This is a genomic window from Alteromonas macleodii ATCC 27126 (assembly GCF_000172635.2).
Lineage (GTDB): Bacteria > Pseudomonadota > Gammaproteobacteria > Enterobacterales > Alteromonadaceae > Alteromonas > Alteromonas macleodii.
On the sequence record NC_018632.1, the window covers coordinates 1,010,251 to 1,027,427 of the forward strand.

Below are 17,177 nucleotides of genomic sequence, written 5' to 3' on the forward strand. Positions count from 1 at the left end.
TTTACTTCCTATAAGTCAGTGCTTAAATCAGTGACTACGAGGTTGCGGCCGTTTCGTTTTGCTTTATAGAGGTACTCATCGGCGCGTTCAAACACAGTTTCAGTAGTATCATTGTCATTGAAACAGGTTGCGCCAAAAGATGCGGTGATTTTTACTTTTTCTTGCTTGAATTTAAACGGCATTGCAGCAAGTTTAGTTCTAACTTCATTAAGCTTCTTATCTATATCTGCCATCTGCGCCTGAGGCAGTAGCATTACAAACTCTTCTCCTCCCCACCTGGCAATAAAATCATTTTCGGACAAACTTTGCTTTAAGAATTTACTCACTACCTGAAGAGTTTTATCGCCTGCTGCGTGCCCGAATCTATCGTTGATTGACTTGAAATGATCAATATCCACAACGGCGACCGCAAGCAAGTCACCATTTTCTTTAAATTTAGTGAAAGCCGCTTCTAGTCTCTCATTATACGCCTGCCTGTTTGGAAGCCGAGTGAGGGGGTCGGTGCGGCTTTGCATTGCTTGTTCGGCCAGCTTCTTTTTATAGACGCTGGTTTGCTGCTGAAGTGTATCTATTCGCGATTGCATAGAGGAGAGCAGTGCCATTAGCGCTTCTTGACCTTGCTGATCGTTGCTTTGTTGCTCGCTTAACGTAGTCACAAGCTTTTCTACGCGAAACTGTGTCTGCTCTTTAAGTGCTTCTAGAGAACTGCTTTCCGATACGGCTTCTTCAATGTGAATAATGTCACGTTTAAGTTGCTCATTACCAGCTTGGCGCTGCTCGAACTGGGCTTGGCTGCCTTGGATCGTATTGCTGACGTCGCTACTCACTTCACCTAATGAACGGTGCAGACTCTGAATCACTTTTCCTGTTAAGCTCGCCTCTGACATAGCGTCTTGAACGATCATGCGCAAAATTACAACGCAGCTTTTAAGCAGCTGGTCTTCATCCATGCCTTCATCAAGACGTTGCTTTATATCATTGAGTTGCTGATCGTTAGGTTTTTTTTGCGCATAAGAAGCAATAAGGTGATTAAGCTCAACCAAAATAGAACGGTAGTGAGGGTTATCATCTTTAATCGAACGAGCCGATGTGCTTTCATTGTTGGTGGACTTAGTTTCTGTGGTTTCAGATGGCTCAAGTCCAACCATTTCCTTGTTAAGCGCAATGCGGTGAAGCGCAATGGCTTTTGAGTAAAGTTTATAAATACTGAAGATATCACCTACAGGTTGATTTAGCTTAATCAATTCCTGCGTGGTTAACCCTTTTAATTCAGTATCTTCAAATACAATTTTCTGTAGTTGTTTCATTGCATCTTCTAGCGATGAAACAGTATCAACACTGTATTTTCTAAGCGTTATTTCTTGATGCTGAAGTGATTTGTTGAGTTTCTCTATGCTCACAGCGGCAAGACTAAAATTAGGTGTGCCAGAAAGGTGGCCTCGTAACACCTTAAGTTCAGTATCGATCTTATCCGAGAAGCCCTCATAAAATGCTGAGAGTTTCACAATAAACTGACAAAGAAGCGCGTTATTTTGTTTTAGGGTTTGTAGTTGTTTTGCTTCCATAATCTCGTCTTTGTTCTAATTCGCTATTACTGCCGCGGCTTAGGTAGCGTTGGTAGGTACTTCACCGTTATATTACTGACGTGCTTGACGATGATTAGCATAAGGCGCTTCGTAATTTGAACGGAAAGGGTTGATATCTAAACCCCCTCGTCGTGTGTAACGCGCACAAACGGTTAACTTATCTGGCTGACAATGCTGCATGATGTCGTTGTAAATGCGCTCAACGCATTGCTCATGAAACTCGTTGTGTTGCCTAAAGCTAATTAGATATTTTAAAAGCCCTTCGTGTTCAATAGCTTTTCCTTCATACCTTATTTGAATACTAGCCCAATCTGGCTGACTTGTGATTAAACAATTAGATTTAAGTAAATGAGAAACAAGCGTCTCTTGAATTCCTGTTTCATTTTTCGCAACAGTCAAATATTGAGTATTAGGGGAATATTGATCGATTTCTACATCCAGACTATCTAACAAGGTTCCGTTAAATTCTTGGAATTGTAGCGAAGAAAACTGCTCTGGAAGAATTAGCTTTACCTCGACAGGCTCTCCTGCGCACGCTGACAAATCCGCTTGAAGCACTTGTCGTACGTCCTCTGCTGAAGCGAATTTTGTTTGGTTGAAGCTATTCAAATATAGCTTAAATGATTTTGATTCGATTAGGTTCTTTGAGGTAATAGGAACGTGGCATTCTAAAATTGCCACATTAGGTTTACCCTTTAAATTTAGCCAAGAAAGTTCGTATCCTGTCCAAGTGTCGATACCATCAAAAGGTAAACCTGAGCCAGCCAAGTTTAACGTATCACGACTTAAACTGCGCGGCACGCCTTGCAACAAGCCAGGATTATATTCAAATTCATAGTCAACCTGTTTACCCAAAGAGAGGTCATCAGGTGCAGAGATAGTAATTTTTTGAGGTGAGTTGTCCGTCGACATAAGAACCTTTTATGTATCTACGCGGGATTTAAATTGTTGAACTGCACAGCGGCACACAGTCTTACGGCGCAGTAGAATTAACCCTAGTATTGACTTAACTGTTTAGTTGTATAGTGTACCCCAAAAATACGCAGGTAACGTCATAATGGCTCTAACAATTTCAGCACAATTAGATAAATTTGTATCATCTTATGTCGAACAGGCCGAGGCCGAGGGACTCAAGATAGCATTTGATAGCGAGTGGCCCTCGCCGTGCTATGAGACGACGGCGCAAGACGGTGAGCTTGTAAGATGGTCTCCTACGCTTCAATCGCCTGTGCAGTCTTTCAGTAATGTTGAAGAGGCATTATCGCTAAAGCTAAATCCTGACTACTGCGAGTATTTTACTCGTTACTACAGCGATAATTTAAAGGCTAACTCCCCGCAAGGTCACTGTGAATTGCTTCAAGTTTTCAATACCGAAGATTTTGAAAGATTACAGCAAAACTTGATTGGGCATTTGTTGATGAAGCAAAGACTTAGGCAAGCGCCAACATTGTTTTTTGGTTTAACTGACGAAGATGATTTTATTTTAACCGTTGTCAACGAAAGTGGCGAAGTGGCACTCGAGCAGGTTGGCAGAGAGCCTGCCAAAATTCTTGCGCCATCTCTTGCGGTGTTTATTGAGCAGCTTACACCTGCTATATAACGTTAATGCGTTGACTGACGTCAATCAGACCTAAAATTACCGGCCTGCAAGACTAAAAGCTATTGGGCGTTAATAATTTGATGTAGCGTCCGCTTTAACTCCGCCACTTCTTTTTCTAATGACTCTACCCGTGCATGCAAATTGCCTAATTCATCAGTTGTGGCGACAGGATTATGTTGTGCTACGTTTTCGTCCTTAGATACCTCTAACTTAGGTTTGTGTGCGTTAAATCGCTTAATCGCTTCAATAGCTTCGGTTACCGATACCTTAAAGGGAGCTTTTGCACGTAAAATGCCTACGGACGGTGTTTTTCCTTCTTTATGCATTTGAAGGCACAAAACGTGAAGTTGCTGCAGGTTAGCGTTACTCATAATACGAAAATGGTTGAAAGTCATGAATATTAGCAGTGTAGCCTGTCTACGTAGTCAATTTCACTAATAAGTTACTGATTTCACTATTTTTCAAAGCCTTCGTAGATTGGTGTTATTAAGATTGGTATAAAAATCAATGATTTAATTTTTGGCCTTAATCTTGTTTACCAATCATAACTTACATTATCACGCATAAACGCAGTGGTTCTTACGTTAGCGCATTTATGTCTATTCAGTGTCGGTTCACAAAGTAGGCGTAGTATCGAATAAAAACAACACACATAATTAAGGAATTCACATGAAAACGGTTCTTCTTTCAGTAGCTTTGGCATCTTCAGTTTTGCTTTCAGGTTGTGTCGTATCAGTAGGTGGCGGTTCAGATAGTCACTATGGTGCTGATTGGGAAGACAGAGAGTTTAACAATCGTAAACACATCGCGAATCTTGAAACAGGGACAACTTACGAAAGTGTATTGAGAAAAATGGGCGTTGCGGATTTCAACGAACTGTTCGAAAAGCAAGACGGCACATATCGCGTACTTTACTACCGAACTCAAAAAACGATGGGCGATGGTATCACCACAAAAGACGAGTGTACGCCGTTGGTTTTCAGAAATGGAAATTTAGTTGGCTGGGGTGACAGTGCTTATAGCTTAATGCACTAACAATCGTTAGTTGGTAATTGATTACGAAAGTAGGCATTACTAACTGTTTTTAAATGTTAATAAAAAGTTAACATGCAGGGGTTTTTCGCGTAGGCTAAAGTTTAATCAGTTTAAGTGGGTGGTTGGCGCAATGATAAAAGTTGTGCGGTAGTGTCCACTTCTCCCATTTTATTTAAATGGGTAAAAGCAGCTGTATAACTTTGCGTACAAGGAGCCCCTGATGAATACTGATGCTATTAATAATGCAATAGCCCCCTTGCAAGACACGGTTAAAGCCATCTATCTATCTGTAGATGATCTTAAAGTTGCCGCCTCTATTCTTTACAATGCGTATGTAGATGACCCATTGTTCATTGACATTTTCCAAGCAGAAAAAGAAGGTTATGAAAGCCGTCTACGGTCAGCTATCCGTGAAGAGCTCAATGCATTTTGGGTTGCAGAGCAGCCGATGATTGGCCTGTTCGATGATGAGCGGCTTATTGCCGTTGCATGCTTGACCGCGCCCGATGCAGCATTTGGTTCAGGACGTTACTGGCACTGGAGATTGCGGATGCTTTTAACGGCAGGTTTGTTCGGTACAAAGCAAATGCTAGAGAAAGAAGAAAAAGTGCGAGCATTAGTTCCCGCCGATAACTTCCACATGCTGAGTTTCATCGCAGTGCATCCAGATTATCAACATCATGGGCTTGGGCATATATTACTTGGCGCTATTGATAGCGTGGTAGAGGAAGATGAAAAAAGTGAGGGTGTTTCGGTGTTCGTGACCATAGAAAAACATCGCGCTTTCTTTAACGATGACAATTATCAGGTTGTAGGACAACTAAGCCTTTCTCATGTGAACGGTGAGGTAATGTTCAGGCTAAAATGATGTTTTTTTATTCGATGTGATACTCCTACCAAAACCTCACCAGTTGCAGTTCCAATCTTTACACCAAATTTACTACAGCGTTTGTAAGACATTTCCTACAAACGCTGTGAGTGATCTTACCTAAATGATGAAAGATTAATTTATACTAAAGTATAAAGCTATTGATTATATTGAAGTTTTTAAAAATTAGTCAAAAGTCGTACAAGAATCTTTCTTAAATCTCTGTAATTCAATATGGCGGTAATAATTGGAAGGGATACTATGAACATGTCACAAGGAAACACGACGAGTCACGGATTGAGTCAAGGATCATCAACGGAATAAGTTAGGACAACTTAAGGATGAGACTCCCACAAGGCAGTGGGGAAAGGGAAAGGAAAGCAGATAGGACACTGCATTAACAGGATGTTAGAAACGGATTTTAAAGGATATAAAGGGATTCAGGGACGTAAAATGTGAAAGGACTTCGCATACAGGATGTAGCAGGGAAAAATGGACGAGAGCTAGCAAGGAGCTAGAGGCAAGAAGCCAACGGCAGGATAGCCATTAAGGAATTTCTAGTTTGCATGGACGAGCAAACCAAGGACGAAAGAAGGACATGCTAAAGGATTGGCAAAGCTGTAGCAGGATGTACAGCAAATAATGGAATGAGGGAAGGGAACGTCAGCGGAGTCTGACAAGGACAGCCTCAGGAAGAGGAACACTGTATGAAGGATGTACAGTAAATTAGGATAAAAGGAAAGGGACCTACGCATGGATGTGTAGCTCGCACAGGAAGGCGCGAGAGTAGATGGAAAGGGGCGTATACGGATTTTAATCGGGAAGATTTTAGTCGCAAAGGATCGCGGAGAAGGATACTCAAAATTCCAGGAAAAAGGGGAGCCGCTAGGTTCCCCTTTTTTTTGCGTTGTTATTACCAATCCGTGTGCACTTGTTATGTAAAACCTGGCCTGAATGGTGAATTAAGAGCCGCTCACGCTCTTCGACATAGAAGCTTAAACCCTATGCGGCGGCACCTCTGTTCGCATAACCCTTACACCTATTAATTCAACTTCCCCAGTATATCGGTCCTCACCATTACTCGAGAACTCAAAGTTGAATACACTGTGCCAGTCTGGCTTACCATATTTAAACGAGAACCGAGTTTTTGCTCTTGCCACGCTCAACAACTGCAAACCATGTTTATCGCAGTATTGTTTTAGGTAAGCGTTTGTTCGTTCAGAAATAGCCCGTATGCGCCAAAACTGATAGCCAGTAAACCCAATAACCATCCACACCACTAACTCAAGTAACGTCATTTACTTTCTCGCTTGTGCAAACAATTGTTGAAATGCATTGGTGAGAATCTGAGGGTTGGCTTTGGAATGCAGGAGTGTTAGCACTTGTCTGCGTAACTTCGGGACTTGTACTAAATCTGAAAAGAAGCCTGCGAATAAGGCGCCCTTATGACCCTCTTTTTCATCAACGTTTGCCGCCTGCTCTAAAAAGGCACTAAGCAGTAGTGGTTCCATTTGCTCGAAATGACGTGCTGCAATAACGCTTAAAATATCAAGTCTCTGCGACTTTTCGCTTTTTAATAGTTCGAGTAGTTTGTTGTTAATGGTCGGGTTAAAGGTACCCTCTGACGTGCCTCTTAACGCCGCTAAATTGATGTCGTCACTTTTATCTATCTCATCCAAATACGCCGCTAATAAATTTTCAGGCAGAGAAACGCTTTCACTCATTTCCATCAATGTGTTAAGGAAAACGTCCGAGTAAAGTGAGGTGTTGGTTTTAATTGCCTGCGCTAATACATCTTGTTTGGGGTGATGGCTTAGGCTATGTACAAAGTCGGCCACGCTCTGCATGGATATTTGCTGCCAATCAACAAGTTGCGGGGCTTGAACGTAGGCCTCAACTTTTTGCGCCTCTTCACTTAAAGGTTGGCTTAGGGTGCGTTTAACTAGTGCGTTAAATTGAGCAAGCTGCGATTGATTGGGAACAAACGAATAAGGATTGTCAGGCAGTGTTTGTGCGTTTTCAGTATCTTCAGCAACCGACTGACCTAATGCCTCAACAATAATCTCTAGAAAGTGATTCCTTGCAGCGGCCACCACTAAGCCTTGCTCATCAAGCGGCAGTTTCACAAACCAAATATAGTGTTGCGTAGAGGCATTTTTATTCCAAAAGACGATGCCGAACCACGCATGCTGCTGACGAGGGTAGGGCGCGTAAGCACTGCCGTTTTCTATTTCTAGAAAAGTCTGACTATCTGTGGGTTCAAGGCGACGACCTAAATCAAAAACCTGGTATTCAGTGCCTGCATGTAACAAAAACTCGCTGATAGAATTAATACTGTTAGCGCTCATAACTCGTTCCAAAATACTGCTTTAATCAAAATTTGCCAGGCTGTCACATCTATTTAAAGGGGCACGTCGATGAGATACCGCCAACAAAGACGGATAATGGTATCACAGCAGATGAATTTCAACGATAAGACACGCGGACTTATGTAGATCTTTAGCCCCTGATATACTGCGCGCTTCGAAATAGAAGTTTTTTGCGGAGTTGCTGTGAGTAAAGTGAGTAGTGCCTGTCACAATGCACTAGGTAGGGCATTGGAGCAGTTAGAAACTGCTATGGAACAAGAGGGTGTTTGGCCTAAGAAAATGCCTGCTGAGCAAGAACTTAAAAATGCCACGGAAAGTGCAGTTCCTTTTGCGGTCGACTGTTTAGCGTTTGAGAGTTGGTTGGCTTTTATTTTTATTCCCAAAATGCGCATTTTGTTGAAACAGGAAATGCCTTTACCACCCATGCAAATTGCGCCCGCAGCAGAAATATATCTGTCATCGGCGCATCAGCGCACTCTGTCCCAGCTTCAAGTTATTGATAATATTGCCAATGGAGACATTGGGTGAGCAAACACAACGCACTATGCAGAACGATTTAAAAGGCCAATTAACTGTGCATTCAGATGAGCAAACAATAGGAAAGGTAGACGTTGGTGAGGAAGATAGTGTCAATGCTCTTCATTTACCTGTGCTGTACCAAGATGAACATATCATCGCGATTGAGAAGCCGCCTGGCCTACTAGTACACAGAAGCCCGATTGATAGACATGAAACGGTGTTCGCAGTACAGACACTTAGAGACCAAATAGGCCAGCACGTCTATCCTGCTCATCGTTTAGACCGACCCACTTCAGGTGTGCTGGTGTTTAGCTTTAGCTCAGAAATTGCAGCAAAGCTTGGACAGCAGATGATGGACAAGCAGGTAGTAAAAACGTATCACGCTATAGTTCGCGGTTTTGTGCATCACACAGGGTATATCGATTACGCCCTAAAATACCGCTACGACAAAATTGCAGACAAGCATAAGCGCCCGCAGCAGCCGCCACAACCAGCATCAACTATGTATCAGTCAGTGGCAAAATTCGAAGTGCCTGAGCCTGTGGGCAAATACCAAAGTGCACGATATTCGCTAGTTAAGCTTTCTCCTAGTACCGGTCGTAAACATCAGCTTCGTCGGCACATGGTTCATATTCGTCACCCCATTATCGGCGACACGACCCACGGGGACGGCAAACAAAACAAATTCGCCAAGCAGCACTTTAATTTTAACAATTTGGCCTTAAGTTGTACTCAAATGGGCTTTTCTCATCCTGTCACTGGAAAGTGGGTATCAATTAATTCACAGATGCACAGTGAAATGCGACTATGGCTCGAAAAATTAGCGCCGTTTTGCGTTTAGGTTGATAAAATAGTAAGAATTTCCGCCTGTCGACAAAGGCGACGATCATTGGTTTAAGAGGTAAAAATGGCAACATTGAAAATTATTGCGGGTACAGTTTACGGCAATGCGCAACACGTAGCTGAGCAGGTGGAAGAGAACTTAGCTGAACAGGGCGTGGATTGCTCACTAGAAAGCGACCCGTCGGTTGCAGATTTTACTGATGCTGACGCACTTTTGATCATTACCTCTACAACAGGGCAGGGCGATGTACCACCAAACCTTGAGTTTGTGTTTTCAGATCTGAAAGACGAATCGCCTATGCTAACCGGCAAGCCATTCGCGGTAGCAGCGCTAGGCGATAGCAGCTATGGCGATAGTTTCTGTGGTGCAGGTAAACAGTTTCATGCGTTACTGATCGAGCTACAAGGTAACGCAGTTGCCGACATGTTAGAGGTTGACGCGATTGAAACCCTAGAGCCCGAAAAAGACGTAGTAGAGTGGGTAAACACCATTAAAGATAAGCTGTTGGCTTAAGTCTTAGAAATGTTCTGATTACGAAAAGAAAGAGGCGCATAAGCGCCTCTTTTAATTTGTGAGTCTTTCAGCATGTGGCTCGGCTAATTAAAATTAACCCGAGCCGTTAGCGATAAGCCAGAAATACTGCTTATTCTACGCCGCGAAGTAGCGCGTTGATACCTACTTTCGCGCGGGTCTTCGCATCTACTTTCTTCACGATGATAGCGGCGTAAAGGCTGTATTTACCATCTGCGCTTGGCAGGTTACCCGCCACGACTACTGAACCTGCTGGTACACGGCCATAGTGAACTTCACCGGTTTCGCGGTCATAAATACGAGTGCTCTGACCGATGTAAACGCCCATTGAGATAACAGAACCTTCTTCAACAATCACGCCTTCTACGATTTCAGAACGCGCGCCGATAAAGCAGTTATCTTCAATAATGGTGGGGTTAGCCTGAAGCGGTTCTAATACGCCACCAATGCCCACGCCACCAGAAAGGTGAACATTCTTACCAATTTGCGCGCACGAGCCTACTGTCGCCCATGTATCAACCATAGTACCTTCGTCAACAAACGCACCAATGTTTACGTAAGAAGGCATAACAACCGCGTTCTTACCTACGAATGTACCCGTACGTACCGCTGCTGGTGGAACAATACGCGCGCCGTCAGCCGCAAACTGTTCAGCAGTATAGTTTGTATACTTAAGCGGTACTTTGTCATAAAACTTACTTTCGGCGCCTTCAATCACATCGTTGTTGTGAAGACGGAAGAAAAGTAGAACAGCTTTTTTAAGCCATTGATGTACTACCCATTCGCCAGCAATTTTTTCTGCAACGCGCGCTTTACCTGTGTTTAAAAGGTCAATAGCTTGTGCTACTGCATCTCTTACTTCATCAGGTGCAGATGAAGGGCTAATGCTATCGCGATTTTCGAAGGCGTCTTCAATGATGGCTTTCAATTCATTCATGGTATTGTGATATCTTCAAGTTGGTCGAGTTTGAACAGGATACGCTTTTTAAGGTTCACCTGTTGTTCTTGGGTTAATGCTTTGCCAGCCTCATTGCTGACGATAAAAATATCTTCTGCTCGCTCGCCAATGGTGGCAATTTTCGCAAGCTTAAGCGTCATATTAGTATCAACGAATGCGTGACCAATTTTAGCTAAAATGCCCGGAGCGTCTAGGGCTTCTAACTCAATAAGCGTGGCTTCATCGTTGATATTGAAAAAGCGTACCTTAGTAGGCACGTCAAGTTGTTTCATTTGCCGAGGCAATTTACGCTTATTTTCGTGCGAACGCCCCGGCTTTTCAAGTTGAGCAGAAATAGCATTTTCAATGGACGCAATGCGAGACTCTGAGCTTATACGACTGCCGTCATTTTCAAGAATAAGCATGCTATCGAACACATAGCCATCTCTGGTCACGGTAACGTGGGCGTCGTGAATTGAACAGTTGCGACTGTCTAGCACTGACGCGACTTGCGCAAACAATGCTTTTCTATCTTTGCCGTAAACAAACACCTCAGTGCCACCTTTCGCGCTGTTATCATTTGCTTTTACTAACAAACCATCGTGCTCTGGTGTAAGCCATTCATTCTGAGCTTTAATAATTTCATCAGTATGCCACGCGATTTGAGTAGGCTTAAAGCGAACAAAGTAATCGTCGTCCAGGCGGGCCCACAATGCATCTATAGCAACAGGCTCAATAGCGCGCTCTTGCAAAATTTGCCTTGCTTGGTGTTTGTGAGTAGTTACTCGCTCGTTCAATGTTACTTGACACTGTAGTCCATTATCCAATGCCTTTTGCGTCATTAAATATAATTCGCGAAGTAAAGATGCTTTCCAGTCGTTCCAAAGGTTGTCATTGGTGGCACGAATATCGGCAAGGGTTAGCGTATAAAGCAAATTAAGGTGATTGTGGCTTCTTACCGCGCCAGCAAACTCGCTTATAACGTCTGGGTCATAAATATCGCGGCGTTGGGCTACCACTGACATCAGTAGGTGATTTTCTACAAGCCATGCAATCATTTCAGCATCGTCACTGGGAACATCGTGTTGCTGACAGAACTTTGCTACATCTTGGGCGCCTAATGTGGAATGATCGCCATTTCTACCTTTGGCGATATCGTGGAAAATAGCAGCGATATAAAGCACTTCTGGTTTATCGAGGTTTCTGCAAATTCTGCCGCAGCGTGGGAAGTCTTTATTTGCCCTTGAGAAAAAGTAGTTAACATGCTTCACTAATCGGTGAGTGTGCTCGTCCACCGTGTAGGCGTGAAACAAGTCGAACTGCATCATACCCACAATGGCATCCCATTCAGGAAGATAAGCTTGTAAAATGCCGTATTGATGCATGATGTCCCATGCAAAATCAAAGAACTCAGGCTGTTTCATTAAGCGCATGAATTTTTCGCGGCACAGTGGGCGCTCAACATAGTATTCTGCTTCAAAAGCGCGGTGAGCGTTGCGCAGCTGACGTATGCAAATCGTACTGAGGCCTTGTACTTCTGGCGTGTTGGCCACCAAATGCAGAAAGTCCAAGATTGCTTCGGGAGAGGAGAACACGGTTTCGTGTCGTGGCGATATCATATTATCGAGCAGCTCGAAATCTTCGTTTATGATCACGCTTTTCTGAACGCTTTGGTTCAGCATGTCGTACTTGAAGCGCTGAAGCAGCATTTGATTCAGTTCAGACACCCGCGCCACTGTGCGGAAAAAGTCCCGCATCATTTTTTCGACAGACGATTTACCTTCTTCACCATACCCCATCATTTTTGCAACGTCAGGTTGGTAATCAAACAGCAGTCGGTTTTCGCTTCTGCCTGCAACCAGGTGCAGTGCACAACGCATTTTCCAAAGGTGCATGCGACAAGCAATTAATTCACTGTGCTCTTGTTCTGTAAAGTAGCCGTGGCCTACTAAATTCCAGCCGTCATATTCTTTAAAATGCTTTTTGGCGACCCAGCCAATAGATTGAATATCACGCAAACACCCGGGGTTTTCTTTGATGTTAGGTTCAAGGTTATAAGCGGTACCGTTGAATTTGGCGTGGCGTTTTTTCTGCTCGTCGTACTTGGCTGAGAAAAACGCTTTGCTCGACCATGAGTTTCGACCGTTAACTTCATCCCACAATTTATCAAAGGTGGCTTCACTGCCGCAAAGTAATCGGCTTTCCACTAAATTGGTCGCAATCGTAATATCGTCTTTTGCTAGCTTGACCGTTTCTTTGATAGTGCGAACTGACTGGCCAACATCTAATTTGATATCCCATAAAAGGGTGATGAACATGCCAATTTTTTCTTGTACATCGGGCTTAAGCTTCTTTTTACTAACTATGAGTAAATCGATGTCTGAATGAGGTTGCAGATGACCACGGCCGTAACCACCAACGGCGCAAAGCGATAATTCGTCGACGGTATCTAAACCATAAAGTTGCCAAAGATGACAAAGCAACGCATCGACGAACTGTGCACGACCGGTAACGAGTTGATTAACCGGCGTAGCGTCGAAGGACTCCGTTATCCAGGCATAACTGGCTTCCACGCACGATTTAATGGCGGGGATTTCATCAACAGAGCTAATTGTGTCGATATTCTTTATCAGTGATTGCAGCGTCAAAATACACCTTTGAAATAGACTTCTTTTTAGACGCTAAGAACAATAGCATGAATTGCTAGTAGTTCGCAGTAGCAAATTAATGCATAAGTTAGGTTGAATTGTGAATATTTATGGTTTTTTGTTATAGGTGTGTAGCGCAGTAAATATGAGGGGAGTGGGCACACGATGCCGAACTTTGATAGTTGGAATTTGAGCTAACGAGCTAATTAAAAAGCAGCCGCGAATTCAACGGCTGCTTTGCATAATTCGATAGACTCAATCTTCTGAAATCATATTTTTAACGCGATTATTCGAAACGTTATCAATATTGTCGAAGTCGATTTATCCGTGAGAAATGATGCGTTCCAAGGTTTCTTCTTCGCGAAGCGTAAGAATCTCAACGCCGGTTTCAGTGACCAATAGGGTGTGCTCCCATTGGGCGCTTAAACTTCTGTCTTTAGTTACCACAGTCCATTGGTCTGGTAGCACTTTTGAGTAGCGCTTGCCTGCGTTTACCATAGGTTCGATGGTAAAGCACATGCCTGGCTCTAACACATCACCCGTCCCTGGCTTTCCGTAGTGAACAATTTGTGGCTCTTCGTGGAAACTAGCGCCAATACCGTGGCCGCAGTATTCACGAACTATTGAATAGTTATGCGCTTCAGCATGGGTTTGACAAATATGACCGATATCGCCAAGACGCATGCCCGGTTTCACTTGCTCAATAGCTTTGTATAAGCATTCTTGGGTGACGCGAATTAGGCGTTCTGCAAGAATAGAAGGCTTACCTACCACAAACATTTTTGACGTATCGCCATGATAGCCATCTTTAATAACTGTCACGTCGATATTAATGATGTCGCCGTCTTTCAGTTTCTTGTCAGAAGGAATACCGTGGCAAATACAGTGGTTTACCGACGTACAGATAGACTTTGGAAAAGGCGGGTGGCCGTAGTTTAAAGGCGCAGGTACCGCTTTTTGCTCATTTACAATGTAGTCGTGGCAAATAGTATTTAGCTCATCTGTGGTAACGCCTTTCTTTACGTAAGGCCCTATCATAGTAAGCACCTCGGCTGCCAATTTACCGGCTACGCGCATTTTTTCGATTTCTTCTGGGGTTTTGATAATAGCTGTCACAGCGCCTCTCAAATCGTTTGAAACTAGTTTGATGAAGAATTTTGATTACTTACGCATTATAACACTATTCAGGTCATTCTTAGTAAGGTTATGATATTGTTGGTTTTTATCTGCTAAAGGCAGAGGTGGAAAGCGAGCTCATTAAGGGTTCTATACTTTCTTTAACCTAAATACTTCAAATTGTCGCTTTTTACCCTCAAAACTTGAGGCTTAGGTGGTATTGTGGTATAAAGCGCGCGCCCTGACGGAAAGCTCATTTTGCCACGTGCATTTGGCACCGTTTTAGAGGGTAAATTTATTTTATTAAAACACACATATACCGACACTTCGTATCGGGGTGTTCAGTTCAATTTAGGTTGGTCTGAATCGATACAAGGGGTATATGGAGGCCTAACCCCAAGAGGAAAATAAAATGGCTAATGTTTCTATGCGTGACATGCTGAAAGCAGGTGTGCATTTCGGTCACCAAACTCGTTACTGGAACCCAAAGATGAAGCCTTTCATCTTCGGCGCTCGTAACAAAGTTCATATCATCAACCTTGAAAAAACGGTTCCACTTTTCAACAACGCACTTAACTACCTTTCAGGTGTTGCGTCTAAGAAAGGTAAAATCCTTTTCGTTGGTACTAAGCGCGCAGCTGGCGAAGCAGTTAAAGATGCTGCTCTTAAGTGCGACCAGTACTACGTAAACAAGCGTTGGTTAGGTGGTATGCTGACTAACTGGAAAACAGTACGTCAGTCAATCAAGCGTCTTAAAGATCTTGAGCAGCAAAGCCAAGACGGTACGTTTGAGAAGCTAACTAAGAAAGAAGCACTTATGCTTCAGCGCGAAATGGACAAGCTTGAAAACAGCCTTGGCGGTATCAAAGACATGGGCGGTCTTCCAGACGCGATCTTTGTTATCGACGCAGATCACGAGCACATTGCTGTAACAGAAGCTCGTAACCTAGGTATTCCTGTTGTTGGTGTTGTTGATACTAACTCTAACCCAGACGGTGTTGATTACATCATCCCTGGTAACGACGATGCTATCCGCGCTATCCAACTTTACTTGGATGCTGCTGCAAACGCTATCAACTCAGGTCGCGAAAGCAACCTTGAAGTACAAGCTGAGCAAGACGACTTCGTAGAAGCAGCAGAGTAATTCTGATTGCTTACTGTCATATCTTAATAATATGGCAGTACTACAATACGAAACGTATTGAGAGGGGCGACATCGCCCCTTTTACCTAACGAATTTATATTTAATGCTGAGGAATTGAAAAATGGCAGTGACTGCAGCACTAGTTAAAGAACTGCGCGAACGTACTGGCGCAGGTATGCTGGATTGTAAAAAAGCCCTGGTTGAAACGGATGGTGACATTGAGTTAGCCATTGAAAACATGCGTAAATCAGGCCAAGCGAAAGCGGCTAAAAAAGCAGGCCGTATCGCAGCTGAAGGTGTAATCCTTACTAAGGTTGAAGCGGGTCGCGCGACTATGCTTGAACTAAACTGTGAAACTGACTTCGTAGCACGTGACGAAGGTTTCCTTAAATTTGGTAACGAGCTTCTAGAAGTAGCAGCTGCTAACAACATCAACGACATCGAAGCGCTTAACGATGCAGAACTTAACGGTTCTAAAGTAAGCGAAGTTCGTGACGCACTTGTTGCTAAAATCGGCGAAAACATCTCTCCTCGTCGCGTTATCAACGTTGAAGGCGATACACTAGGCGCGTATGTACACGGCGGCCGTATTGGTGTTATCTCTATCCTTACTGGCGGTGACGAAGAGCTAGCGAAAGACGTTGCAATGCACGTTGCAGCTGCAAGCCCGCAGTTCGTTAAGCCTGAAAATGTTCCAGCAGAAGTTGTTGAGAAAGAGAAAGAAATCCAAATCGAAATCGCTATCCAGTCTGGTAAGCCAGCTGATATCGCTGAGAAAATGGTTGCAGGCCGCATGAAGAAGTTCACTGGCGAAGTGAGCTTGACTGGTCAGCCTTTCGTTAAAGATCCTTCAATCTCTGTTGCTGAGCTTCTTAAGAACAACAGCGCAGACGTAATCAACTTCGTACGTTTCGAAGTTGGTGAAGGTATCGAGAAGAAGACTGAAGACTTCGCTGCTGAAGTAGCTGCTCAAATGGCTGCTGCTAAGAAATAATTGAGTGTTTATCTTTTGCATTAAGCAATAGTTAGATAAACTACAAAGCACCTCTTAGGAGGTGCTTTTTTATAGCTGAACGTCTTTAGTGTTGCCATTGCAATGCGTAAGTGTGAAGCTAGGCGAGATTAAGTACGCGCCTGCCTGACAAACGAAAGCGCTTTGTCCTATGTTTTTTACATCAGTGGCTTGTTGAAAGACATAGGACAAAACGGGTTTACGAGGACAATTCAAACTATGAGTATCACACCAAAATCAGCATACCGACGCATTTTGTTAAAGCTTAGTGGTGAAGCCCTAATGGGGGCGGAAGGCTTTGGCATAGACCCTAAAGTGCTAGATAGAATGGCGCAAGAAATTAAAGAGCTGGTTGAACTTGGTGTTCAAGTTGGTCTTGTTATCGGTGGTGGTAACTTGTTCCGTGGCGAAGGCTTAGCAAAAGCGGGAATGAACCGCGTTGTTGGCGATCACATGGGAATGCTGGCTACCGTAATGAATGGCTTAGCCATGCGCGATGCGCTTCATCGTGCATTTGTAAATGCGCGAATGATGTCAGCAATACCGCTAAACGGTGTTTGCGATGCCTACAACTGGGCAGAAGCCATTAGCCTTCTTAAGTCAGGCCGTGTTGTTATCTTCTCTGCCGGTACAGGCAACCCTTTCTTCACCACAGACTCAGCGGCTTGTTTACGCGGTATCGAAATTGAAGCCGATGCGGTATTGAAAGCGACAAAAGTTGATGGTGTTTACAGCGATGATCCGGTGAAAAATCCAGAAGCAACGCTTTATGAAGAACTGACTTATCAAGAAGTACTAGAAAAAGAACTTAAAGTGATGGACTTGTCAGCGTTTACTTTGGCGCGCGATCACAGCTTGCCAATTCGCGTATTCAACATGAATAAGCCAGGTTGCCTGAAGCGTGTTGTGATGGGCGAAAAAGAAGGTACTGTTATTCGCCACGCTGACAACGATTAATTAAGAACAAT

Annotated in this window: 17 protein-coding genes; 9 read left to right on the top strand and 8 right to left on the bottom strand. The window is 43.6% G+C overall.

Annotated elements, in window-relative coordinates; translation table 11 throughout:
• Positions 1 to 8: 8 nt before the first annotated feature.
• Together MASE_RS04325 and queF are read right to left on the bottom strand one after the other, a co-directional pair.
• On the bottom strand, positions 9 to 1,565 hold the full coding sequence (locus MASE_RS04325) for a diguanylate cyclase (RefSeq protein WP_014948538.1): 1,557 nt from the start codon (positions 1,563 to 1,565) through the stop codon (positions 9 to 11).
• 72 nt (positions 1,566 to 1,637) lie between these two features.
• Positions 1,638 to 2,498: an NADPH-dependent 7-cyano-7-deazaguanine reductase QueF gene (gene queF / locus MASE_RS04330; protein ID WP_014948539.1), complete on the bottom strand. Its 861-nt coding sequence runs from the start codon at positions 2,496 to 2,498 to the stop codon at positions 1,638 to 1,640.
• A gap of 145 nt (positions 2,499 to 2,643) precedes the next feature.
• On the opposite strand from queF, the gene syd reads away from it, so the two are divergent.
• Positions 2,644 to 3,186, top strand: a complete 543-nt coding sequence (syd, locus tag MASE_RS04335; protein WP_014948540.1) for a SecY-interacting protein — start codon at positions 2,644 to 2,646, stop codon at positions 3,184 to 3,186.
• A gap of 59 nt (positions 3,187 to 3,245) precedes the next feature.
• On the opposite strand, the gene MASE_RS04340 is transcribed toward syd, so the two are convergent.
• Positions 3,246 to 3,512, bottom strand: a complete 267-nt coding sequence (locus tag MASE_RS04340; RefSeq protein WP_230633697.1) for a hypothetical protein — start codon at positions 3,510 to 3,512, stop codon at positions 3,246 to 3,248.
• A gap of 343 nt (positions 3,513 to 3,855) precedes the next feature.
• On the opposite strand from MASE_RS04340, the gene MASE_RS04345 reads away from it, so the two are divergent.
• Together MASE_RS04345 and MASE_RS04350 are read left to right on the top strand one after the other, a co-directional pair.
• The gene (locus MASE_RS04345) at positions 3,856 to 4,221 is read left to right on the top strand and encodes a DUF3192 domain-containing protein (protein WP_014948542.1); all 366 of its coding nucleotides are present in this window, start codon (positions 3,856 to 3,858) and stop codon (positions 4,219 to 4,221) included.
• A gap of 220 nt (positions 4,222 to 4,441) precedes the next feature.
• The gene (locus MASE_RS04350; protein WP_014948543.1) at positions 4,442 to 5,089 is read left to right on the top strand and encodes a GNAT family N-acetyltransferase; all 648 of its coding nucleotides are present in this window, start codon (positions 4,442 to 4,444) and stop codon (positions 5,087 to 5,089) included.
• A 995-nt stretch (positions 5,090 to 6,084) separates the two neighbouring features.
• On the opposite strand, the gene MASE_RS04355 is transcribed toward MASE_RS04350, so the two are convergent.
• Both MASE_RS04355 and MASE_RS04360 read right to left on the bottom strand, forming a co-directional pair.
• Positions 6,085 to 6,387: a DUF3301 domain-containing protein gene (locus MASE_RS04355; protein ID WP_014948544.1), complete on the bottom strand. Its 303-nt coding sequence runs from the start codon at positions 6,385 to 6,387 to the stop codon at positions 6,085 to 6,087.
• A complete protein-coding gene (locus MASE_RS04360) occupies positions 6,388 to 7,437 on the bottom strand; it encodes a DUF3549 family protein (RefSeq protein WP_014948545.1) in 1,050 nt (349 codons plus the stop codon).
• A gap of 204 nt (positions 7,438 to 7,641) precedes the next feature.
• Here MASE_RS04360 and MASE_RS04365 point away from each other — a divergent pair, with 204 nt between their 5' ends.
• The 3 genes from MASE_RS04365 (at position 7,642) to MASE_RS04375 (ending at position 9,334) form a co-directional block, all read left to right on the top strand.
• Entirely contained in the window at positions 7,642 to 7,986 is a 345-nt protein-coding gene (locus tag MASE_RS04365) for a YqcC family protein (RefSeq protein WP_232362808.1), read from the top strand.
• Entirely contained in the window at positions 7,979 to 8,818 is an 840-nt protein-coding gene (gene truC, locus MASE_RS04370; protein WP_014948547.1) for a tRNA pseudouridine(65) synthase TruC, read from the top strand. Before MASE_RS04365 ends, truC begins: the two co-directional genes overlap by 8 nt.
• A 66-nt stretch (positions 8,819 to 8,884) precedes the next feature.
• The gene (locus tag MASE_RS04375; RefSeq protein WP_014948548.1) at positions 8,885 to 9,334 is read left to right on the top strand and encodes a flavodoxin domain-containing protein; all 450 of its coding nucleotides are present in this window, start codon (positions 8,885 to 8,887) and stop codon (positions 9,332 to 9,334) included.
• A 130-nt stretch (positions 9,335 to 9,464) separates the two neighbouring features.
• Here the strand turns inward: MASE_RS04375 and dapD are convergent, their stop codons facing one another.
• The 3 genes from dapD to map form a co-directional block, all read right to left on the bottom strand.
• Positions 9,465 to 10,289 (bottom strand): 2,3,4,5-tetrahydropyridine-2,6-dicarboxylate N-succinyltransferase, encoded by an 825-nt coding sequence (gene dapD / locus MASE_RS04380; protein WP_014948549.1) that lies wholly within the window; start codon positions 10,287 to 10,289, stop codon positions 9,465 to 9,467.
• Positions 10,286 to 12,937, bottom strand: a complete 2,652-nt coding sequence (gene glnD / locus MASE_RS04385) for a [protein-PII] uridylyltransferase (RefSeq protein WP_014948550.1) — start codon at positions 12,935 to 12,937, stop codon at positions 10,286 to 10,288. Before glnD ends, dapD begins: the two co-directional genes overlap by 4 nt.
• Positions 12,938 to 13,258: 321 nt before the next feature.
• Positions 13,259 to 14,053, bottom strand: a complete 795-nt coding sequence (map, locus tag MASE_RS04390; RefSeq protein WP_014948551.1) for a type I methionyl aminopeptidase — start codon at positions 14,051 to 14,053, stop codon at positions 13,259 to 13,261.
• A gap of 412 nt (positions 14,054 to 14,465) precedes the next feature.
• On the opposite strand from map, the gene rpsB reads away from it, so the two are divergent.
• From rpsB to pyrH, 3 genes are all read left to right on the top strand, one after another.
• Complete coding sequence (gene rpsB / locus MASE_RS04395) at positions 14,466 to 15,197, top strand: 30S ribosomal protein S2 (protein ID WP_014948552.1); 732 nt, start codon at positions 14,466 to 14,468, stop codon at positions 15,195 to 15,197.
• A 121-nt stretch (positions 15,198 to 15,318) separates the two neighbouring features.
• Positions 15,319 to 16,191, top strand: coding sequence for a translation elongation factor Ts (gene tsf, locus MASE_RS04400; RefSeq protein WP_014948553.1), 873 nt, complete (start codon positions 15,319 to 15,321; stop codon positions 16,189 to 16,191).
• Positions 16,192 to 16,428: 237 nt separating this feature from the next.
• A complete protein-coding gene (gene pyrH, locus MASE_RS04405) occupies positions 16,429 to 17,166 on the top strand; it encodes a UMP kinase (RefSeq protein WP_014948554.1) in 738 nt (245 codons plus the stop codon).
• The last annotated feature ends 11 nt before the right edge of the window (positions 17,167 to 17,177 follow it).